The 19813-nt window shown below is 74.1% G+C and carries 20 protein-coding genes and 1 pseudogene; 9 read left to right on the forward strand and 12 right to left on the reverse strand.

Annotation, left to right across the window (positions count from 1 at the left end; genetic code table 11):
• Window positions 1-68: 68 nt before the first annotated feature.
• Window positions 69-422 carry a hypothetical protein gene (locus tag JE024_RS13375; protein WP_205373812.1) on the forward strand — a complete coding sequence of 118 codons (354 nt, stop codon included), beginning with the start codon at window positions 69-71 and terminating at the stop codon, window positions 420-422.
• A gap of 18 nt (window positions 423-440) precedes the next feature.
• Here JE024_RS13375 and JE024_RS13380 read toward each other — a convergent pair whose 3' ends face one another.
• The 5 genes and pseudogenes from JE024_RS13380 to JE024_RS13400 all read right to left on the reverse strand — a co-directional run bounded on the left by JE024_RS13380 (window position 441) and on the right by JE024_RS13400 (window position 4347).
• Complete coding sequence (locus JE024_RS13380) at window positions 441-920, reverse strand: hypothetical protein (RefSeq protein WP_205373813.1); 480 nt, start codon at window positions 918-920, stop codon at window positions 441-443.
• A gap of 65 nt (window positions 921-985) precedes the next feature.
• A pseudogene (locus JE024_RS42280) lies at window positions 986-1060 on the reverse strand (DUF1330 domain-containing protein); the annotation flags it as partial.
• 95 nt (window positions 1061-1155) lie between these two features.
• Window positions 1156-2166: a GNAT family N-acetyltransferase gene (locus JE024_RS13390; RefSeq protein WP_205373814.1), complete on the reverse strand. Its 1011-nt coding sequence runs from the start codon at window positions 2164-2166 to the stop codon at window positions 1156-1158.
• 172 nt (window positions 2167-2338) lie between these two features.
• Window positions 2339-3604: a L,D-transpeptidase gene (locus JE024_RS13395; RefSeq protein ID WP_205373815.1), complete on the reverse strand. Its 1266-nt coding sequence runs from the start codon at window positions 3602-3604 to the stop codon at window positions 2339-2341.
• Window positions 3605-3969: 365 nt separating this feature from the next.
• Window positions 3970-4347 (reverse strand): hypothetical protein, encoded by a 378-nt coding sequence (locus JE024_RS13400; RefSeq protein ID WP_205373816.1) that lies wholly within the window; start codon window positions 4345-4347, stop codon window positions 3970-3972.
• 108 nt (window positions 4348-4455) lie between these two features.
• On the opposite strand from JE024_RS13400, the gene JE024_RS13405 reads away from it, so the two are divergent.
• A complete protein-coding gene (locus tag JE024_RS13405) occupies window positions 4456-4755 on the forward strand; it encodes a hypothetical protein (RefSeq protein ID WP_205373817.1) in 300 nt (99 codons plus the stop codon).
• 244 nt (window positions 4756-4999) lie between these two features.
• On the opposite strand, the gene hutH is transcribed toward JE024_RS13405, so the two are convergent.
• The 5 genes from hutH to JE024_RS13430 form a co-directional block, all read right to left on the reverse strand.
• On the reverse strand, window positions 5000-6541 hold the full coding sequence (gene hutH / locus JE024_RS13410) for a histidine ammonia-lyase (protein ID WP_205376528.1): 1542 nt from the start codon (window positions 6539-6541) through the stop codon (window positions 5000-5002).
• Between the two features lie 132 nt (window positions 6542-6673).
• The gene (locus tag JE024_RS13415; RefSeq protein WP_205373818.1) at window positions 6674-7846 is read right to left on the reverse strand and encodes a GGDEF domain-containing protein; all 1173 of its coding nucleotides are present in this window, start codon (window positions 7844-7846) and stop codon (window positions 6674-6676) included.
• A 369-nt stretch (window positions 7847-8215) separates the two neighbouring features.
• On the reverse strand, window positions 8216-9016 hold the full coding sequence (locus JE024_RS13420; RefSeq protein ID WP_205373819.1) for an enoyl-CoA hydratase/isomerase family protein: 801 nt from the start codon (window positions 9014-9016) through the stop codon (window positions 8216-8218).
• A gap of 111 nt (window positions 9017-9127) precedes the next feature.
• Entirely contained in the window at window positions 9128-10309 is a 1182-nt protein-coding gene (locus JE024_RS13425) for an adenylate/guanylate cyclase domain-containing protein (RefSeq protein WP_205373820.1), read from the reverse strand.
• 218 nt (window positions 10310-10527) lie between these two features.
• On the reverse strand, window positions 10528-11394 hold the full coding sequence (locus JE024_RS13430) for a biotin--[acetyl-CoA-carboxylase] ligase (protein ID WP_205373821.1): 867 nt from the start codon (window positions 11392-11394) through the stop codon (window positions 10528-10530).
• A gap of 137 nt (window positions 11395-11531) precedes the next feature.
• Between JE024_RS13430 and JE024_RS13435 the strand changes: the two genes are divergently transcribed.
• Together JE024_RS13435 and JE024_RS13440 are read left to right on the forward strand one after the other, a co-directional pair.
• Window positions 11532-13124, forward strand: a complete 1593-nt coding sequence (locus tag JE024_RS13435; RefSeq protein ID WP_205373822.1) for an acyl-CoA carboxylase subunit beta — start codon at window positions 11532-11534, stop codon at window positions 13122-13124.
• A 24-nt stretch (window positions 13125-13148) separates the two neighbouring features.
• Window positions 13149-13358 carry an acyl-CoA carboxylase subunit epsilon gene (locus JE024_RS13440; protein ID WP_205373823.1) on the forward strand — a complete coding sequence of 70 codons (210 nt, stop codon included), beginning with the start codon at window positions 13149-13151 and terminating at the stop codon, window positions 13356-13358.
• Between the two features lie 236 nt (window positions 13359-13594).
• Here the strand turns inward: JE024_RS13440 and JE024_RS13445 are convergent, their stop codons facing one another.
• Entirely contained in the window at window positions 13595-14767 is a 1173-nt protein-coding gene (locus JE024_RS13445) for an SGNH/GDSL hydrolase family protein (protein ID WP_244882825.1), read from the reverse strand.
• A gap of 70 nt (window positions 14768-14837) precedes the next feature.
• On the opposite strand from JE024_RS13445, the gene JE024_RS13450 reads away from it, so the two are divergent.
• The 3 genes from JE024_RS13450 to JE024_RS13455 all read left to right on the forward strand — a co-directional run bounded on the left by JE024_RS13450 (window position 14838) and on the right by JE024_RS13455 (window position 16398).
• Window positions 14838-15479 (forward strand): TetR/AcrR family transcriptional regulator, encoded by a 642-nt coding sequence (locus JE024_RS13450; protein ID WP_205373824.1) that lies wholly within the window; start codon window positions 14838-14840, stop codon window positions 15477-15479.
• 119 nt (window positions 15480-15598) lie between these two features.
• Entirely contained in the window at window positions 15599-15727 is a 129-nt protein-coding gene (gene mmpB / locus JE024_RS41930) for a morphogenic membrane protein MmpB (RefSeq protein ID WP_280521559.1), read from the forward strand.
• Between the two features lie 62 nt (window positions 15728-15789).
• Complete coding sequence (locus JE024_RS13455; protein WP_205373825.1) at window positions 15790-16398, forward strand: nucleoside triphosphate pyrophosphatase; 609 nt, start codon at window positions 15790-15792, stop codon at window positions 16396-16398.
• 30 nt (window positions 16399-16428) lie between these two features.
• Here JE024_RS13455 and JE024_RS13460 read toward each other — a convergent pair whose 3' ends face one another.
• Complete coding sequence (locus tag JE024_RS13460; protein ID WP_244883167.1) at window positions 16429-16881, reverse strand: hypothetical protein; 453 nt, start codon at window positions 16879-16881, stop codon at window positions 16429-16431.
• A 370-nt stretch (window positions 16882-17251) separates the two neighbouring features.
• Here JE024_RS13460 and JE024_RS13465 point away from each other — a divergent pair, with 370 nt between their 5' ends.
• Window positions 17252-19003: an acetyl/propionyl/methylcrotonyl-CoA carboxylase subunit alpha gene (locus tag JE024_RS13465; RefSeq protein WP_205373826.1), complete on the forward strand. Its 1752-nt coding sequence runs from the start codon at window positions 17252-17254 to the stop codon at window positions 19001-19003.
• Between the two features lie 214 nt (window positions 19004-19217).
• Window positions 19218-19799, forward strand: a complete 582-nt coding sequence (locus JE024_RS13470; RefSeq protein ID WP_205373827.1) for a TetR/AcrR family transcriptional regulator — start codon at window positions 19218-19220, stop codon at window positions 19797-19799.
• Window positions 19800-19813: the final 14 nt, after the last annotated feature.

A 19813-nucleotide genomic window follows, 5' to 3' on the forward strand; every position in this document is an offset into this window, starting at 1 on the left:
GTAGCGTCCGGCGGGCGGGCCGCCCTCCCGGCGGCGCCTCCGCCCACGTCCACCCCACGGAGACCACCATGACCGGCCGACCCGCGACGACGACCCTGTGGCGGCCCACCGGGCCCGAGGAGCTGGCGCTGGTACGGGAGTCGGGGTGGCGGGCGTGGCCGCCCCGGCTGCCGGAGCAGCCCATCTTCTACCCGGTGCTGAACGAGGACTACGCGATCCGGATCGCCCGGGACTGGAACGTGAAGCACAGCGGGGCGGGCTTCGTGACCCGCTTCGAGGTCGACTCGGAGTTCCTGACGCGGTACCCGGTCCAGCAGGCGGGCGGCCGGACGATCCTGGAGCTGTGGGTGCCGGCCGAGGACCTCGCCGAGTTCAACGCCCACCTCGTGGGCCCGATCCGGGTGGTCCACGAGTTCCGCTGAGGGACGCGGCGGCCCCGGTCACCCGCCGCCCTCGTACAGCCGCCTGAGCCACCAGCGGCGCGGATCCGCTCTCCAGCGGCTGCTCCAGGACAGCGGGTCGGGGAAGGTCCGGCGGCGGAACCGGGCGTCGAGGCGGTCGAGCAGCCGTCGCAGCTCGCCGGCGGCGGCGGGCGGCAGGACGGCCACGACCTCCTCCAGGGTGTCCCGGCACTCGGCGATGTCGTCGTAGCGGCAGCCGGGGCAGGCGGGGCACGAGGAGGGTTCCAGCGCTGCCCGGCCGCCGGGTGCCCGGACGAAGGCGCGGTAGCGGGCGAGCATCCGGGCGGTGACTCCGGGCGCGATGTCCACGTGGCGGGACGTGTGTTCGGCGAAGTGGATCGCGGCGGTCGTCCCGGCCGACAGCCGGTCGTCGACGGGGCCGAGATCGCGGGCCCAGGCCGGTGCGGGCCGATGGGCGGGGAGTGCGGCGCGCAGGGCGCCCGGCCGTCTACGCGGCATGTGCCTTTCGGCAGGTGGTCGTCATGCCGTCATCCTGCCACGGCCGCCGCGACCGTCCGGGGCGTTCAGACGCGGGCGGCGTCGAGGGACGGGAAGCCGATGACCACGGCCGCCTCCGGCCGGTCGCCCTCCAGAACCTCGTGGGCGGCGTGATGCGGCTACGGGTACGGGTCAGGTCGCGCGCCCCGGGGCGGCTTCGCCTGTCGGCCCCCCGAAGGGTCAGGGCCCCGGGAGGTCAGGGGCCGGCGGGGCCGGGCGGCACGGTGGCCTGGAAGTAGCCGACGAGGCGTTCGCGGCGGTAGCCGAGGCGGTCGTTGACGGCCAGCATGGGGCCGTTCTCGTCGGCGACGGTGGTGGCGATCTGGCGGAGTCCGGGGCGTTCGGCGGCGAGGACGCCCATCAGATGGCGCTTGACCGCCCGCCCGAGGCCGCGTCCGCGGTGGGCGGGGACGACGACGGTGTCGTACTGGAGCGCACGGGTGTCCGCCGGGTCGCGGAGCACGACCTCGGTGTAGGCGGCCACGGAGTCCGTGGCGGTGTGCAGGATGGCGGCGGTGTGGATCGCGCCGCCGCGTTCCTCGACGACGCGCGCGGCGGCCCGCACGCGTGCCGCGTCCCAGGCGGGCGCGGCCTGTTCGAGCTCGCCGACGGGGGCGTCGGCCATGTCGTCGTGCGCCCGGGCGAAGACGTCGGCGAGCGGGTCGGGCACGACGCCGGACCAGTGGGCGTACGCGTACCCCGCGGGCAGCGCGGACCGCTCCGGGTGGTCGTCGAGGGCGGTGGCGAGGTCCTGGACGTACCAGGCGAGGGGCAGGGCGTTCACGAAGCCGCGGGCGCGGGCGAACTCCTCGCCGGGGCCGCCGTTCTCGACGAGGACGGACACCGACCGGCGTCCGTCCGCCACGAGTTCGGCGCGGACGGCCCCCCACAGCAGGGATCCGGCGCCGTGCTTCCTGGCGCGCGGGTGGACGGCGAAGGCGTCGACGAAGGCCGTGTGGCGGTTGTCCGCCTCGCCGAAGAGGACGAGCGTGGCCACGCCGTCGTAGCCGGCGCCTTCGGCGGCGGGGACGGCGAAGTGGACGGTCCGGGTGCGGGCGGAGGGCTTGCGCAGGCGGCCGGCGCTGTCGGTGCGGGAGGGCGGCGGCACGCTGTCCGCGAGGTCGTGGAGATGGGCGGCGCGCAGGACCGCGTGCCAGTGGTCGACGTCTGCGTCGGTGGGGTCGGCGGGCAGGCGGGTGACGGTCATGCGGTGGACGGTACGTCGGGCGTCCGGGCGGCGCAGGTCAATTTCGGGGCGCGCGGCCGGACTCGGACACCTGCCCCGGACACCCGCACGGGGCACGGGCACACGCGCCGGCACGGCGAAGGCGGCGGCCCCGGTGCACGGGACCGCCGCCTTCGCGGTAGGACGGGCGGGATCAGACGGCGGAGCCGGCCTTCCACTGCGACCAGGCCATGTTCCAGCCGTTCAGGCCGTTGTCGGGCTGGATCACCTTGTCCTTGGAGTTCTTGACGACGACCACGTCACCGATGAGCGAGTTGTCGTAGAACCAGGCGGCGGCCTGGTTCGGGTCGCCGGCGCCCTTGACGTCGTTCAGACCGACGCAGCCGTGGCTGGTGTTGGCGTTGCCGAAGACGGAGTCGGCACCCCAGTAGTTGCCGTGGATGAAGGTGCCGGAGGTGGACAGCCGCATGGCGTGCGGGACGTCCTTGATGTCGTACTCGCCCTTGCCGTCGTCGTCGGTGAAGCCGACGGTGGCGCCGTTCATCCGGGTCTCCTTGAACTTCTCGGAGATCACCATCTGACCGTTGTAGGTCGGGTTGTCGGGCGAGCCGGCGGAGATCGGGATGGACTTGATCGTCTTGCCGTCCTGGGTGACCGTCATCGTCTTGGTGGCGACGTCGACGGTGGAGACCTGGTTGCGGCCGATCTTGAAGGTGACGGTCTTCTGCTGGACGCCGAACACGCCGTCCGCGCCCTCGACGCCGTCCAGGGCGAGCTTCAGGGTGACCGTGGAGTTCTCGGTCCAGTACTGGTCGGGACGGAAGTCGAGGCGCTGGTTGTTGAACCAGTGGCCGACGACCTCCTGCCCGGCGCTGGAGGTGACGGTGATGCCCGACTGGACGGCCTTCTTGTCGGTGATCGCCTTGTTGAAGTTGAGGGAGACCGGCATGCCGACGCCGACGGTCGACCCGTCCTCGGGCGTGAAGTTGCCGATGAAGCTGTTGTCCGGCGACACGGTGGTGAAGGAGGAGTTCTCGTGGGCCTCCAGGCCCGCGGAGTCCTTCGCCGTGGCGGCGATCTTGTAGGTGGTGGAGCGCTTCAGCGGGGCGGACGGCTTCCAGCTCTTGCCGTCGCCGGCGAGGGTGCCCTCGACCGGGGCGCCGTCGGCCGTGGTCATGGTGACCTCGGTCAGGGTGCCGTCGGAGACGGTGACCTTGGCGGCGTTGTTGATGCTGGCGTTGTCGGAGCCGTTCTTCGGCGAGATCGCTATTCGGGCCTTGGAGACCTCCTTGGCGGCCGCCTCGTCCACCTGGGCCTGTGACGCCTTCGAGCTGTCGGCGGAGCCGGCTTCCTTGTCGCCGCCGCTGCAGGCGGAAAGGACCATTACGCCGCCGAGGACCGCGGACGCGACCACGAGGCCCTTGCGCCGCTTGCTGTCCGTCATCACACGCTTCTCCATCGTTGCCGATTCCCCTGACCGTCACTACGGACAATCCCCATAACGGGGCATCCGGTTCCCCATCCGCAAGGGATGTGGGCAAGAACACTGCCGCCGGCGTGACCCCCGACACATCCGGCGTCCGCCTCGTCGATCTGATCGACGCGGCTCGTGGGCCGCCGGTTGCAGCGGAGCCCTCACTGTGAGGCACGCGACTGGCCTGCTCCTGGTTCGCCTGCCCGACGATCCGGATCCGAAGCATGCCGATCGGGCCCCGGGCCGGAGCCCGCCGATCACGGGGATCCGCGGGCGCGCCGCGTGTCCCCCTCCATCATCCCCCGCGCCGGACCCGCCCCCGTACCGGGTCCGGCCCCCGGCCGACGCCGTCAGACCCGGGCCGCGTCGCCGTCCTCGGCCTCGTCGTCCTCCGTCTCGTCGGCGTCGTCGGCGTCGTCGGCCTCGTCGTCGAGCTCCCACTCCTCGTCGTCCGGGTCGTAGTCGATCTGCTCGCTGCTCCAGGACGCCTGGGCCAGGTCCACCCCGGGCACCTCGGCGACCAGGTCGAACGGGTCGACCAGGTACGCCAGCGCCTCCGCCTCGTCCTCGCGCACCGCGGCACGGGCGTGCGCGCGCTCCTCGTCCGGCATGAACTCGTCGGCGGCGATCCGCTCCAGCGCGGCCCCCGTCAGGGCCTCGGGCTCCTCGATCTCCAGCACCAGCTCCACGCGCAGGCGCACAAACCGTGATGTCTCAGAAGTGCTCATGGTCCGGAGCGTAGGGGGCCCGGCCCCCGCCGCTTTCCCACGACCCGCTGCGTTCACTAGCATCGGCGCAGCCACCGATTCGACGATGTCTCAAAGGGGATCGAGTTCGTGTCCGTCGCACGTCGACCGCTGCTGACCGCGACCGCCGCAGGGAGCCTCCTGTGCGCGCTGTGGTTCGTCCCTTCGGCGAACGCGACCGCCGAGAGACCGGCCGCCGGCCAGGAGCGGGCGCAGGACGCCGCCGCCCGGGCCGCGGCCGCCGAGGCCGCCGGCGAGGAGCTGCGGCTCGCGGACACAGGTGCCGGGATGGACACCACGCCGTACGTGATCGGCGGCTCGGCCTTCCTCGCGATCGGAGCGGGCTTCGTGGCGTACTCGGTGCGCCGGAGCCACGCCTACGCGCTCTGAGGGCACTCCCCGCGAGCCACGCCCGCGCGCTCCGATGGCACTCCCCGCGAGCCACGCCTACGCGCTCCGAGGACTTCCCCGGAGCCACGCCCGCGCGCTCCGAGGGCACTCCCCCGCACCGCCGTGCCGCCGGGCACCCGCCCCCGCGCGTCCGCCCCGGGCCGCGGGAGGCGGACCGGGGCGGCGCGGGGCCCGGGAGGCCCCAGGCCCCAGACGTCAGGCGTCAGGCGTCAGGCCCCAGGCGTCAGGCCAGGGGGCCCGTCACGGGCTCCACGGCCGCGAGGAGCCTGCCGTCCCGCACGAAGGCGTCCGCGGCCTCCAGGTCGGGCGCGAGGAAGCGGTCGGGGCCGGGGCCCTCGACGCCGGCGGCCCGCAGGGCGGCGATGGCCGCCCGGGAGGCCGGGGCCGGCGTCAGATGGCGGCGCAGCTCGATGGCCCGGGTCGCCGCGTACAGCTCGACGGCGACGATCCGGTTGAGGTTGCCGATCGCGGTGCGCAGCTTGCGCGCGGCGGACCAGCCCATGGAGACGTGGTCCTCCTGCATCGCGGAGGACGGGATGGAGTCGGCCGACGCCGGGACGGCGAGCCGCTTCATCTCGCTGACCAGGGCGGCCTGCGTGTACTGGGCGATCATCAGACCGGAGTCGACGCCCGCGTCGTCCGCGAGGAACGGCGGCAGGCCGTGCGAGCGGTTCTTGTCGAGCAGCCGGTCCGTGCGGCGCTCGGCGATGGATCCGAGGTCCGCGGCGGCGATGGCGAGGAAGTCGAGCACGTACGCGACGGGCGCGCCGTGGAAGTTGCCGTTGGACTCGACGCGGCCGTCGGGCAGGATCACCGGGTTGTCGACGGCGGAGGCGAGCTCGCGGTCGGCGACGAGGCGGGCGTGGGCCATGGTGTCCCGGCCCGCGCCCGCGACCTGCGGGGCGCAGCGCACGGAGTAGGCGTCCTGGACGCGCGGCGCCTCCTCCTCCTGGAAGTGGCCGGTGAGGCCGGAGCCCTCCAGGACGGCGAGCATGTTGGCCGCGGACGCGCCCTGGCCGGGGTGCGGCCGGATGGCGTGCAGTTCGGGGGCGAGGACCCGGGCGGTGCCGAGCAGGGCCTCCAGGGAGAGGGCCGCGGTGACGTCGGCGGACTTGTAGAGCCGTTCGAGGTCGGCGAGGGCCATGATCAGCATGCCGAGCATGCCGTCGGTGCCGTTGAGGAGGGCGAGGCCCTCCTTCTCGCGCAGCTCGACGGGCTGGATGCCGTGGGCGGCGAGCAGCTCGCCGGCGGGCCGCACGGTGCCGTCGGGGCCCTCGGCGTCGCCCTCGCCCATGAGGGCCAGGGCGCAGTGCGAGAGCGGTGCGAGGTCGCCGGAGCAGCCGAGGGAGCCGTACTCGTGGACGACGGGCGTGATGCCCGCGTTCAGCAGGTCGGCCATGGTCTGCGCGACCTCGGGGCGGACGCCGGTGCGGCCGGAGCAGACGGTCTTCAGGCGCAGGAACATCAGCGCGCGCACGACCTCGCGCTCGACGCGCGGCCCCATGCCGGCGGCGTGCGAGCGGACGATGTTGCGCTGGAGCTGGGCACGCAGCTCGGGGCTGATGTGCCGGGTGGCCAGGGCGCCGAAGCCGGTGGAGACGCCGTAGACGGGCTCGGGCTTGGCGGCCAGGGCGTCCACGACGGCACGGGCCGCGGCGAGCGCGGCGACGGCTTCGGCGGCGATCTCGACGCGGGCGTCCCGGCGGGCCACGGCGACGACGTCATCGGCGGTGGTACCGGACGTCCCCACCACCACAGTGTGCATATCCATATTCAGAAGCCTACGGACTGAATCCCAACCTGTCACCAGTAGTCGCCGGTTCCGCCCCTTACGGCCCGGCCGCACGCCGCCGGCCTGCGCGGACGTCCGCGCCGTGCCCCGGGGCGGGCGGCGGCGTCAGGGCTCGCTCCAGGGCTCCCGGGCCTCGGCGTCGTCCTCCGGGCTGGCGTCACGGAAGCGGCGGCGGTCCTGCGGGGCGCGCGGCGGGGAGTCGGCGAGCCGCAGCACCGTGCCGTCCCGGCCGGCCACCACGGGGCCCGGCGAGCGCGCCGCCTTGGCCCGGTACTGCGCGGCATCGGCCAGCCGGAACAGCCGGCGGCCGGAGACCACCTGCCCGATCGGGTCGCCGGTCGACGCGACCCCGCAGGCGACACCGGCGCCGAGTTCCAGCTCTCCGGCCCGTACGCACAGTTCGGCGGCGGCCGCGATCACGTCGTCGGCGGGCGGCCCCTCGGCCACCAGGCAGAACTCGTCACCCCCGAGACGGGCCGCGAGAGCCCCCGGCAGCACCGCGCCGCAGCGCGAGAGCACCGAGCCGAACCGTTCCAGCAGACGGTCCCCGACGGAGTGGCCCAGGGTGTCGTTGACCTGCTTGAGCCCGTTCAGGTCGCACACCACCAGACTGACGACGACACCGTCCCTGCGGTGCCGCTCCAGCGCCTCGTCCAGCCGGCTGTCCACGGCCCGGCGGTTGGCGAGTCCGGTGAGCGGGTCGGTGAAGGCGAGCCGGCGGACCTCCTCCAGCCGCTCGGTCTGGGCGATGCCGGCGGCCACGACGGAGGCGAGGACGGCCGCGAAGTCGGCGTCCTCGCGGCCGTACACGGGCGCGCCGACCGGCCGGGCCACGTACAGCTCGCCCCAGGCCCGCCCGTGCAGCACGATCGGGGCGACCACGCAGCAGCCGCGGCGGCGGCGGCGCAGGGCGGAGACGCGCTGGTGGCAGTAGCCGTGGCCGTCGGTGGCGGGCCCGTCGGCGGTCTCCACCCAGGCGTCCGGCTCGCCGCCGCCGGCCCACTGCTCGTGGAGGAACTCGGTGATCTCGGGGAAACGATTCACCGGGTAGGTCTCGGACTCGGGGAACTCCTCCTCGCCCTCGGCCCGTTGCCCGGCGTTGACGAGCACCTTGAGCCGGCCGCGCTCCCTCTCCCAGACGGAGAGCGCCCCGAAGGTGCTGTCGAGCGCGACACACGCCCCGAGCGCCGCGGCCCGCCAGGACTCGCGAGGAGTGTGGGCGGCCGCCATCGCCTGCGCCAGTGCCACCACGGCCCGCAGCCGCCGATCCTCAGCCATCACCCCAGCTTAGGGAGCTTTGCCCCGCTTTGAGCGGTGACGCGGGCTACTCCAGCCCGCCCGGCGATCGAGGACACGGCCGCAGGCCGCACCCAACCCACCGGCACGCACCGCCCCCGCCCACACAACCCGCCCCGGCGGGGCACCGCCCCGCACCCCGCGCCTCAAACGCCGGCGGGGCTGAAGAAAGCCAAGGGGCTACTCGCCCGGAACGGGGCACCTCCAGCCCGCCCGGCGATCGCGGACACGGCCGCAGGCCGCACCCCACCCACCGGACGCGCACCGCCCCCGCCCACACACCCCGGTCCAGCGGGGCTCCGCCCCGCACCCCGCGCCTCGAACGCCGGCGGGGCTGAAGAAGGCCAGGGGCTACTCGCCGGGCCAGGACGGGCGGCGCTTGGCGTTGAAGGCGGCGACGCCCTCCGCGCGGTCGCCGGAGAAGGCGGTGGCACGCCAGGCGGCGTCCTCGACCTCCAGGCCGGCGCGCAGGTCGAGCCCCTGGCCCAGGCGCATCGCCTTCTTCGCGTTGCGCAGCCCCACCGGCGAGTTGACGGCGATCCGGGCGGCCAGCGCGAGGGCCTCGGTGCGGGCGTCGTCGGCGAGGACGTCGACGAGGCCCAGCTCGCGGGCCTCCGCCGCCTCCACCTTGCGCGCGGTGAAGACGAGCTCCGCGGCGCGCGCCGCCCCGACGCGCCGGGGCAGGAGCTGGGTGCCGCCGCCCCCGGGGATGACGCCCACGGAGACCTCGGGCAGCCCCACCACCGCGGTCGCGTCGGCGACGATCACGTCGCAGGAGAGCGCCAGCTCGAACCCGCCGCCGAGGGCGAAGCCGTGCACGGCGGCGACGGTGGGCATGGGCAGCTCCAGCACGCCGGTGTAGGCGCCGCGCGCCGTGGGGCGCTGGCGCACCAGGTCGGCGTCGGAGAAGGAGTTGCGCTCCTTGAGGTCGGCGCCCACGCAGAACGCGCGCTCGTTGCTGGAGGTCAGCACGGTGACGCGGACGTCCCGGTCGGCGGCGAGGGCCGCGCAGGCCGCGCCGATGGAGACGGCCATGTCGGTCGACACGGCGTTCATGGCCTTCGGCCGGTCCAGCACCAGCTCGGCGACATGGCCCTGCTCGTGCCTGCGTACCGCGACGAACTCCCCGAACCTCTGCTCGGACTCCGGCATGACGGCCCACCCTCCCGGTTAACGATGGTTCACAGGGATCATAGGACCCGCCGCCGGCCGTCCGGGAGACGCCCGCCCTCAGCCCGCCCTCAGCCCGCCGTCAGCCCGCCGTCAGCCCGCCGGCCTGCGCCCCAGCAGCCACGGCTCCACCACGCCGAGACCGCGCACCGGGCGCTGCCACATCGGCTGGAGTCCGTAGCGGTACGGCGAGGGCTCGTCGCTCTCCTTCTCCGCGGCGGCGGCCTCCGTCTCGGACGCGGGGGCGTCCCCCGTCCTGATCAGCTCCTCCGCGAAGGCGCCGTCCACCAGCACGGCGTCCTTCGGCGCTATCGAGGTGAGCCGGCTCGCCAGGTTCACCGTGGTGCCGAAGACGTCGCCCATGCGGGTGGTGACCGTGCCGAAGGCGATGCCCACGCGCAGCGCCGGCATCGTCTCGTCCTGGGTCATCGCGTCGATCAGCCGGAGCGCGATCTCGGCGGCGGTGCGCGCGTCGTCCGCCGCGTAGAGGACCTCGTCGCCGAGGGTCTTGATCAGCCGGCCGCCGTGCGCGGCCACCAGGTCGGCGCAGGTGGTCTCGAACGATTCGACCAGCTCGCCCAGTTCCTCCTCCTCCAGGCGGCGGGTCAGCCGGGTGAAGCCCACGAGGTCGGCGAAGCCGACGGCCAGCCGGCGGTCGACCATCTCCTCGTCGTCGGCGGCCTGCACCACGCGGCCGGTGGCCGCGGCGAGCTGGCGCCGCCAGACGTAGACGAGGAACTCCTCCAGCTCCGGCAGCAGCAGCTCGACCAGGGGGTAGGTGACCTCGGTGCGGGTCATGCCCGGCTCGGGCGGCTCGGTGAGGCCCTCCAGGAACGAGTCGATCTGCCACTCGGCCAGCCGGGCGGTGGTCTGCCCGGTGGAGCGCGCGACCTGGATCGCCATCGGCTCGCTCAGCAGCCCCGCCTCCACGAGACCGGCGAGCCGCCGCAGGGCGAGCACGTCGGCCTCGGTGAGGGCCTTGGCCTGGCCGATGTCGGCGAAGCCCATGGCGCGCCAGAAGCGCGAGGCCAGGTCCATGGAGACACCGGCCGTGCGGGCGGCCTGGAAGGGGGTGTAGCGGCGCTCGGCGCCGAGGATGAGCTGTTCCAGCCGGATGGCCAGCGGGTCGTCGGACGGCTCCGCCGTGTGGTCGACCTCGTGGTGCGGCGGGTGCACGGCCCCCTGGGAGCCCGATGACGCCGAGGACGCGCCCTGGGACCCGGAGTCCCGCGGCGGCTGCGCGCCCGCGCCGGAAGTGGTGTCGTCGACGGTCACCAGCCGCCTCCTGCCCGTTCCCTGCGCACGTACCTGCCGATCTGTCGCTCGATCGCCTCAACGATACGGCAGGTGTGCCCCAGCTCACGTCCCGGCGGCGGACCCGTCCCCCGCCGTATCCGGTATACGCCGTACGCGGTGCGTGCCCACGGCGCGCGGGCGCGGCGGCGGTGCGCGGCCACGGCCCGCCCCCGGCGGGGACGGGCCGCGCGCGGAGGTCAGGCGGGGCGCAGATGGACGATGTCGCCCGCGCCGACCGTGGTCCGGGTGCCGTCGGGCAGGGCGATGACCAGGCGGCCGTCGCCGTCGATCGCGACGGCCTCGCCCGTGGCCGAGGTGCCGCCCGGGAGCTCGGCGCGGACGGTGCGGCCGAGGGTCGCGCAGCCCGCCGCGTAGGCCGCCTGGAGCCCGGACGCGGCCGGGTCGCCGCCCGCCGCGCGCCATTCGCCGTACCAGTGCTCCAGGGAGCGCAGCACGGCCCGCAGCAGCGGGTCGCGGTCGGTGGAGACGGCGTCCGCCAGGGCGAGCGAGCCCGCCGCGGGCACCGGGAGTTCCCCGGCGCGCAGGGAGACGTTGATGCCCATGCCGAGGACGACCGCGTCCTCGCCCGCGCGCTCGGCGAGGATGCCGCCGGTCTTGCGTTCCTCGCCACGGACGGTGACCAGCAGGTCGTTGGGCCATTTGAGGGACATGTCGGTGCCGGCGGCCCGGGCGAGACCGGTGGCGGCGGCGACGCCGGCCAGCAGCGGCAGCCAGCCCCAGCGCTCGACGGGCACGCCCGCGCCGGGGCGCAGCAGCACCGAGAGGAAGATCCCGGATCGCGCCGGCGCGATCCAGCTGCGGTCCAGGCGCCCCCGTCCCGCGGTCTGCTCCTCGGCGACCAGCACCGCGCCCTCGGGCAGCTCCGCCGCCCGTGCGGCGAGGTCGGAGTTGGTCGATCCGGTCGAGGCGACCACGTCGAACGAGGTCCACAGCGAGCCGGGGACCAGCAGCCCCCGGCGGAGCGCGGGGACGTTCAGGGGAGGTCGGTCGAGGTCGGACCAGCGGCTCGCGGGTGCGCCGTCAGGCGCATTGCCTTGCGTCATGCAACCCAGACTAGGTGTGGCAAACGCCGCACTGCCGAACGGTATCCGCGCCGATACGCTACGAACCAGTAGCAACGGAACCGCTTCTTCCTTCCGTTACCGTCCGTCCCCGTGACCAGCCAGGGAGCCGCATCCCGATGTCCGAGCCGGAAGCCATCGACATCCACACCACCGCGGGCAAGATCGCGGATCTTCAGCGCCGTATCGACGAGGCGACGCACGCCGGCTCCGCGCGCGCGGTGGAAAAGCAGCACGCCAAAGGCAAGTTGACCGCCCGGGAGCGGATCGCCCTGCTGCTCGACGAGGACTCGTTCGTGGAGCTCGACGAGTTCGCCCGGCACCGCTCCATCAGTTTCGGCCTGGAGAAGACCCGCCCCTACGGGGACGGCGTGGTCACCGGCTACGGCACCGTCGACGGCCGGCCGGTGGCGGTGTTCTCGCAGGACTTCACCGTCTTCGGCGGGGCGCTCGGCGAGGTGTACGGCCAGAAGATCATCAAGGTCATGGACTTCGCGCTGAAGACCGGCTGCCCGGTCGTCGGCATCAACGACTCCGGCGGCGCCCGCATCCAGGAGGGTGTGAGCGCGCTCGGCATGTACGGCGAGATCTTCCGCCGCAACACCCACGCCTCGGGTGTGATCCCGCAGATCTCGCTGGTCGTCGGCCCCTGCGCGGGCGGTGCGGTCTACTCGCCCGCGATCACCGACTTCACGGTGATGGTGGACCAGACCTCGCACATGTTCATCACCGGCCCGGACGTCATCAAGACCGTCACCGGCGAGGACGTCGGCTTCGAGGAGCTCGGCGGCGCCCGCACCCACAACACCACCTCGGGTGTGGCGCACCACATGTCGGGCGACGAGAAGGACGCGATCGAGTACGTCAAGTCGCTGCTGTCGTACCTGCCGTCGAACAACCTCTCCGAGCCCCCGTCCTTCCCCGAGACCGCCGATGTGGCCGTCAGCGACGAGGACCGGGAGCTGGACACCCTCATCCCGGACTCGGCGAACCAGCCGTACGACATCCGCACGGTCGTCGAGCACGTCCTGGACGAGGGCGAGTTCCTGGAGACCCAGGCGCTGTTCGCGCCGAACATCGTCACCGGCTTCGGCCGTGTCGAGGGCTTCCCGGTCGGCATCGTGGCCAACCAGCCGATGCAGTTCGCCGGCTGCCTGGACATCGACGCCTCCGAGAAGGCCGCCCGCTTCGTGCGCACCTGCGACGCGTTCAACGTGCCGGTGCTGACCTTCGTCGACGTCCCCGGCTTCCTGCCGGGCGTGGACCAGGAGTACGGCGGCATCATCCGGCGCGGCGCGAAGCTGATCTACGCGTACGCCGAGGCGACCGTCCCGCTGATCACGGTGATCACCCGCAAGGCGTTCGGCGGCGCGTACGACGTCATGGGCTCCAAGCACCTGGGCGCCGACCTCAACCTGGCCTGGCCGACGGCGCAGATCGCGGTCATGGGCGCGCAGGGCGCGGTGAACATCCTGCACCGCCGCACCATCGCCGCCGCCGAGGGCGCCGAGGAGCAGGAGGCCACCCGGGCGCGGCTCATCCAGGAGTACGAGGACGCGCTGCTCAACCCGTACACGGCCGCCGAGCGCGGGTACATCGACGGGGTGATCATGCCCTCCGAGACGCGCGCCCAGATCGTGAAGGGTCTGCGGCAGCTCCGCACCAAGCGGGAGAGCCTGCCGCCCAAGAAGCACGGCAACATCCCCCTCTAGGACCCCTGCCAGGAGGCCGCCGAAATGATCAAGGTCGTACGGGGCAACCCGACCCCCGAGGAGCTGGCCGCCGCCGTCGCGGTGGTGCAGGCGCGGGCCGCTGCGAGCGCGGCGGCCGCGGCCGGGACGAGCGACGCCGTGCCGGAGGGCTGGTCCGATCCCTCCCGCATCGCCCGCACCCGCAGGCCGATGCCCGGCCCGCGGTCCTGGGTGCGCAGCTACTGGCCGTCGTAGGGCGTGACGGCACGGCGAAGGGCCGGGTCCCCCGCGGACCCGGCCCTTCCGCGCGCCCGCGCCCGCTTGCGGCGCCGGGTGCGTGCCGGGCCGCCAGGCGCAGGCCGGGCGCGCCGGGGGCGCGTGCCGGGCCGCGGTGGCGCCTGTCGCCGGGGGCGTGTCTGCGCCCGTCGTGCGCCGAGCGCGTCGGGGGCGCGTCCCGCCGGGTCCGCGTGCGCCGTTCGCCTGCCGGGCGCTCACAGGACCGCGGCGACCTCCTCGGCCATGACCCGGTAGCCCTTGTCGTCGGGGTGGAGCAGGTCGCCGCTGTCGTAGGCGGGGTGGAGGCGCCGCGGGTCCACGGGGTCGGCGAGCGCCCGGTCGAGGTCGACGACGGCGTCGAACTCGCCCGAGGAGCGGATCCAGTCGTTGGTCTCGCGGGCGGCCCGGGAGGAGTGCGGCCCCCAGTGGTCGGAGCCGCCGAGCGGCAGCAGCGTGGCGCCCACGACCCGCAGCCCGCGCTCGTGCCCCGCGGCGATGAGCCGCCGGTACCCCGCGACGAGTTCCCCGGCCGTGACGCGGGGCGCCGGGCGGTAGGTGGGCTCCTGCGGGGCCTCGGCGAAGCCGATGTCGTTGAGGCCTTCGAGGACGACGACGGTGGAGACGCCCGGCGCGGCGAGCACGTCGCGGGCGAAGCGGGCGGTGCCGCGCTCGCCGTACCAGGCCGAGTCGTTGAGCAGCAGGTTGCCGCCGATCCCCGCGTTGAGCACGGGCCGTCCGGTCAGTTCGGCGAGCGCGTCGGACCAGCGCCGGTCGGCGCCGTGGGTGGAGCCGAAGCCGTCGGTGATCGAGTCGCCGAACAGGACCACGCCGTCGTCGCGGCCGGCGTCGGTCTCCACCGCGCTCAGGTGGTACCAGGACGCGGTCCGCTCCCCGAAGGACTCGCCGCCGGGCGCGGTGAGCCGGTCGCCGGCGGCGCGCCAGGAGTCGGTCCACGCCTGGGCGTGGAAGGTGGCGGGGCCGGTGGTCCCGGCGAAGTGCAGGGAGACGGTCACGGCGTCGAGCGCCTCGGTCGCGAAGTCCACCGGGTCGCTGAGCAGTTCGCCGCGCGCGGGGACCGAAGCGCCGGGCCGGCCGCCGAAGGTGAGCGCCCGGACCGAGCCGGGCTCGACGGCCGCCCCGCCCGCCGGGCGCGCGACGGTGGCGCCGGTGAGCGGCAGGGGCGAGGTGCCGTACGCGTGGGAGAGGCGGACGCGCAGCCGGCCGCCGCCGGCGGTGAGGCGGACGACCTGGCGCACGGTCTGCGCGGAGAAGCCCTCCTGGGACCAGTTGGGGGTGAAGCCGGTGCTGGGCGCCTGGGGAGAGGCGGCCCAGGCCGCGGTCCAGGCACGGGAGACGGATCGCATGGGCATCGGGGACAGGGACGACATGCGGGACCCCTTAATGGGCATCGAGTTCCATTAGGATGACGAGGAGACCGTAGCACCGTCAGCCCTCCTAATGGAACTGGAGTCCCGTTTGAACGCCGTACCCGGTACCGTCCGCCCCGGCGGCCGCACCGCCAAGGTCCGCGCCGCCGTCCTGGAGGCCACCCGGAACGCCCTGGTGGACGACGGCTTCCACGCCCTGAACCTCGACCGGATCGCCGCCGCCGCCGACGTCGGCAAGACCACCGTCTACCGGCGCTGGGGCTCGGCCACCGGGCTCGTCGCCGACCTGCTCCGGGACATGGCCGAGCAGTCGCTGCCCGCCGCCGACACCGGATCGCTCGAAGGCGACCTGCGCGCCAACGCCCGCCTCGTCCTCGACACGCTCACCGACCCGCGCATGGGCCCGGTGTTCGCCGCGGTGATCGCGGCGGCGGCCTGCGACGAGGAGTGCGCCGAAGCCCTGCGCGGCTTCTACGCGACCCGCCTGGAGACCTGGGCCGCGGTGGCCGAACGCGGCTTGGCCCGCGGCGAGATCCCCGCCGGGACCGACCCGGTGGAGGTCCTGCGCGCCGTCTCCGCGCCGCTCTACTACCGGTTCGCCGTCAGCCGCGAACCGCTCTCGCCCCCCGACGCCGACCGCGCCGCGGCAGCGGCCCTCGCGGCCGCCCGGGCCGGCGCCCTGCGGTCGCAGGCACCGGACGCCGCGGGCTGATCCCGCCCCGGCCGGACCCCGGCTCCGGGGCCCCGGGAAGTACCCGAGGACGAGGCGGAGGCCAGGGTTGAGTACGCATACTCAGGCGTCACGGACCCGGCGCCAGCAGGATCGAAGGCATGCTGTGGTCCGATCCCGAGAACGAACCCCCGAAGGAACTGCGGGACATGCAGGCGATGCTGCGCCGCGCCGGTCTGCTGCTGGCGCTGGCCATGCTCGTGGCGATGCTCTCCGCCGGCCTGCGCTGACCCGCGCCCGCCCCGGCCGCCGCCCCGGGGCCGGCTCCGGGGGCCCGCCTACGATGGCCCCCATGACCCTCACGCCCCGCCGCCGGCTCGTGCTCGCCTCCGCCTCGCCCGCGCGGCTGAACCTGCTCAAGCAGGCCGGACTCGACCCGCACGTCATCGTCAGCGGAGTCGACGAGGACGCGCTGTCCGCGCCCACCCCCGCCGAACTGGCGCTCGTGCTCGCCGAGGCGAAGGCCGCGGCCGTCGCCGCCCGCGAGGAGGCCGCCGGGTCGCTGCTCATCGGCTGCGACTCCGTCCTCGAACTCGACGGCCAGGCCCTCGGCAAGCCCGCCGACGCCGAGGAGGCCACGGCGCGCTGGAAGGCGATGCGCGGCAGGGCGGGCGTCCTGCAGACGGGCCACTGCGTGATCGACACCGCGACCGGCCGCCGCGCCTCGGCCACCGCCTCCACCACCGTCCGCTTCGGCGAGCCGTCGGACGCCGAGGTTTCGGCCTACGTGGCCAGCGGCGAACCGCTGCACGTGGCGGGCGCGTTCACCCTCGACGGGCTCTCCGCTCCGTTCGTCGACGGCATCGACGGCGACCCCGGCAACGTCATCGGCCTGTCGCTGCCGCTGCTGCGCAGGCTCCTCGCCGAACTGGGGATCGAGATCACCGACCTCTGGGTCTGAGGCGTCCCGCACCCCGGGGCCCGCGGTGCCTCAGGCGGCCGCGGGCTCGGCCCCCGCCGCCGGCGCGTCCGGACCGGACGGGCCCGCCGGGCGCGCCTTCTGGCGCGGCTGCTTCCCGTAGGCGACGAGCGGCAGGACGATCAGCGCCAACACCACCATCATGAACGTGAACGCGGGCCAGCCGACCAGACCCACCGTCAGGGCGCCCAGCACCCCGTGGAGCACGGCGCAGGAGATGAGCGCGATCCGGGCGAAGCGGCCGGGCGCCCGGTCGCGTACGCCGGCGAGCAGCAGCAGCACCGAGCACAGCAGGAGGAAGAGCCCTCCGCCGATGCCCAGGCCCCAGGTGCCGCCGGCCATCACATCCGTGTCGAGCCCGTCCAGGGACATGTTCTGCCCCTGGACGAACCTCGCCATGATGCCGTTGAGCACGACGATGCCCGCGGCCTCCACCAGCAGGACAAGCGCAGCCACCACGGCCACCGGTCTGCGCACCACGGCGCCCCCAACCCTCGTCAACCGGAAGTACGTACGACAGCCCGCACGCTACTGACCGGTAAACGCGGGGACAAGAGATGCGGCACACCCGGCCACGACTCAAAGAATCATTGGTCCATTCGTAGGGACTCCACAAAGAAACCTGTTCGGCCGATGACCTCTTGAACAGAGACCTTGACCACACAGGGCGGCTACTGTGCGAGGGAGGAACCCGTCGTACCTTGGTGCGACAAGGGATTTCGCGGGTCAGCGAGCCTCGAATCACGCTCCGTGTGGGCAAGCTCACCAATGGGGACGGGTCGAAAGGCCGTGTCGGCAGTCCCTAAACTCAGCTTGTTTCAAGGAGGGAGCCATCGTGCGCAAGGTGCTCATCGCCAACCGTGGCGAAATCGCTGTCCGCGTCGCCCGTGCCTGCCGTGACGCCGGGATCGCCAGCGTAGCCGTCTACGCCGACCCGGACCGGGACGCTCTGCACGTCCGGGCGGCCGACGAAGCGTTCGCCCTGGGCGGTGACACCCCGGCCGCCAGCTATCTGGACATGGCCAAGGTGCTGCAGGCCGCAGCCGATTCGGGAGCGGACGCCGTCCACCCCGGCTACGGCTTCCTGTCCGAGAACGCCGAGTTCGCCCAGGCCGTCCTCGACGCCGGGCTGACCTGGATCGGACCGCCCCCGCAGGCCATCCGCGACCTGGGCGACAAGGTGGCGGCCCGCCACATCGCCCAGCGCGCCGGCGCCCCGCTGGTCGCGGGCACTCCCGACCCGGTGTCGGGCGCCGACGAGGTCGTCGCCTTCGCCCAGGAGCACGGCCTGCCCATCGCGATCAAGGCCGCCTTCGGCGGCGGCGGCCGCGGTCTGAAGGTCGCCCGCACCCTGGAAGAGGTGCCGGAGCTGTACGACTCGGCCGTCCGCGAGGCGGTCGCCGCCTTCGGCCGGGGCGAGTGCTTCGTGGAGCGCTACCTCGACAAGCCGCGCCACGTCGAGACCCAGTGCCTCGCCGACCGGCACGGCAACGTGGTCGTCGTCTCCACCCGTGACTGCTCCCTCCAGCGCCGCCACCAGAAGCTGGTCGAGGAGGCCCCGGCCCCGTTCCTGACGGCCGAGCAGAACGCCGAGCTCTACCGCGCCTCCAAGGCGATCCTGAAGGAGGCCGGCTACGTCGGCGCCGGCACGGTCGAGTTCCTGGTCGCCGCGGACGGCACGATCTCCTTCCTGGAGGTCAACACCCGCCTCCAGGTGGAGCACCCGGTCACCGAGGAGGTCACCGGCCTCGACCTGGTGCGCGAGATGTTCCGCATCGCCGACGGCGAGGAGCTGGGGTACGACGACCCCGCCGTGCGCGGCCACTCCTTCGAGTTCCGTATCAACGGCGAGGACCCGGGCCGCAATTTCCTGCCCGCGCCCGGCACCGTCACCACCTTCCGTCCGCCGACCGGCCCGGGTGTCCGCCTGGACGCGGGCGTCGAGTCCGGCTCGGTCATCGGCCCGGCGTGGGACTCGCTGCTCGCCAAGCTGATCGTCACCGGCGCCACCCGCGAGCAGGCGCTCCAGCGCGCCGCCCGCGCGCTCGCCGAGTTCGAGGTCGAGGGCATGGCCACGGCCATCCCGTTCCACCGCGCGGTCGTGGCGGACCCGGACTTCACCGCCGACCCGTTCCGGGTGCACACCCGCTGGATCGAGACCGAGTTCGTCAACGAGATCAAGCCCTTCACCGTCCCCGGTGAGGCGGACGAGGACGAGTCCGGCCGCGAGACCATCGTGGTCGAGGTCGGCGGCAAGCGCCTGGAGGTCTCCCTCCCCTCGTCGCTCGGCATGACGCTCGCCCGCACCGGCCTCGCCGCCGGCGCGAAGCCCAAGCGCCGGGCCGCGAAGAAGTCCTCCTCCGCCGCCTCCGGCGACACCCTCGCCTCCCCGATGCAGGGCACCATCGTGAAGGTGGCCGTCGAGGAGGGCCAGGAGGTCAAGGAGGGCGACCTGATCGTCGTCCTGGAGGCCATGAAGATGGAGCAGCCGCTGAACGCGCACCGCTCCGGCACCGTCAAGGGCCTCGCCGCCGAGGTCGGCGCGTCCCTGACGTCGGGCGCGACGATCTGCGAGATCAAGGACTGACCCGCCCTCCCGCCGTACGTCGCAGGGCCCCCGGTGCCACGCACCGGGGGCCCTGCGCCGTCCCCGGCGGCCGCGCGGGGCCTCTGTCCGGGATCGCTTCCGGCTCCGCGCCCCGCCCGCGCGCGGCCTCCCTTCCGGACCGGGGCGGATCGGCGGAAGGCCCCGGGGGCGGCCGCCCGGCGGGCGACGCGGCGGGGTGCGGCATCCTTGACGTGTGACGGAGACCAGGCCGAAGCGCGCCGACGCGCGGCGCAACTACGAGCGACTGCTCACCGAGGCGCGTGCCGTGTTCGCGGCACGCGGCACCGACGCGTCGCTGGAGGAGATCGCGCGCCGCTCGGGGGTGGGCATCGGCACCCTGTACCGCCACTTCCCGAGCCGCCACGCGATGATGAGCGCCGTGTTCCAGGAGGCGCTCGCCGAACTGCTGGAGCGCTCGCGCGAACTCGCGGAGGCCGAGCAGCCCTGCGCCGCGCTGGTCGGCTGGCTGCGGGCGGTCGTCGCCCACGCCGGCGAGTACCGGGGGCTGGCCACGGCCCTCATGTCCGGTACGGCCGACGACAGTTCCGCGATGGCGTCCTGCAGCATCCCGCTCCGCGAGGCCGGCGAGGGCCTGCTCCGGCGCGCGCAGGAGAGCGGCGCCGTGCGGTCCGACGTGTCCATCGGCGACCTGATGCAGCTCACCAACGCCATCGCCCTGGCCACCGAACAGACCCCCGGCGACAGGGAGTTGCCGGACCGGCTGCTCGCGCTCACCCTGCGGGGGCTGCGGGCGGACGGTCCGCCCGCGGCCTGACGCGCCGGCCCGGA

The organism is Streptomyces zhihengii (genome assembly GCF_016919245.1).
Taxonomy (GTDB): domain Bacteria; phylum Actinomycetota; class Actinomycetes; order Streptomycetales; family Streptomycetaceae; genus Streptomyces; species Streptomyces zhihengii.

Coding starts and splice junctions, on each gene's coding strand:
- JE024_RS13375 (WP_205373812.1), top strand. CDS start 69: ATGACCGGCCGACCCGCGACGACGACCCTGTGGCGGCCCACCGGGCCC.
- JE024_RS13380 (WP_205373813.1), bottom strand. CDS start 920: ATGCCGCGTAGACGGCCGGGCGCCCTGCGCGCCGCACTCCCCGCCCAT.
- JE024_RS13390 (WP_205373814.1), bottom strand. CDS start 2,166: ATGACCGTCACCCGCCTGCCCGCCGACCCCACCGACGCAGACGTCGAC.
- JE024_RS13395 (WP_205373815.1), bottom strand. CDS start 3,604: ATGGAGAAGCGTGTGATGACGGACAGCAAGCGGCGCAAGGGCCTCGTG.
- JE024_RS13400 (WP_205373816.1), bottom strand. CDS start 4,347: ATGAGCACTTCTGAGACATCACGGTTTGTGCGCCTGCGCGTGGAGCTG.
- hutH (WP_205376528.1), bottom strand. CDS start 6,541: ATGCACACTGTGGTGGTGGGGACGTCCGGTACCACCGCCGATGACGTC.
- JE024_RS13415 (WP_205373818.1), bottom strand. CDS start 7,846: ATGGCTGAGGATCGGCGGCTGCGGGCCGTGGTGGCACTGGCGCAGGCG.
- JE024_RS13420 (WP_205373819.1), bottom strand. CDS start 9,016: ATGCCGGAGTCCGAGCAGAGGTTCGGGGAGTTCGTCGCGGTACGCAGG.
- JE024_RS13430 (WP_205373821.1), bottom strand. CDS start 11,394: ATGACGCAAGGCAATGCGCCTGACGGCGCACCCGCGAGCCGCTGGTCC.
- JE024_RS13435 (WP_205373822.1), top strand. CDS start 11,532: ATGTCCGAGCCGGAAGCCATCGACATCCACACCACCGCGGGCAAGATC.
- JE024_RS13440 (WP_205373823.1), top strand. CDS start 13,149: ATGATCAAGGTCGTACGGGGCAACCCGACCCCCGAGGAGCTGGCCGCC.
- JE024_RS13445 (WP_244882825.1), bottom strand. CDS start 14,767: ATGTCGTCCCTGTCCCCGATGCCCATGCGATCCGTCTCCCGTGCCTGG.
- JE024_RS13450 (WP_205373824.1), top strand. CDS start 14,838: ATGGAACTGGAGTCCCGTTTGAACGCCGTACCCGGTACCGTCCGCCCC.
- mmpB (WP_280521559.1), top strand. CDS start 15,599: ATGCTGTGGTCCGATCCCGAGAACGAACCCCCGAAGGAACTGCGGGAC.
- JE024_RS13455 (WP_205373825.1), top strand. CDS start 15,790: ATGACCCTCACGCCCCGCCGCCGGCTCGTGCTCGCCTCCGCCTCGCCC.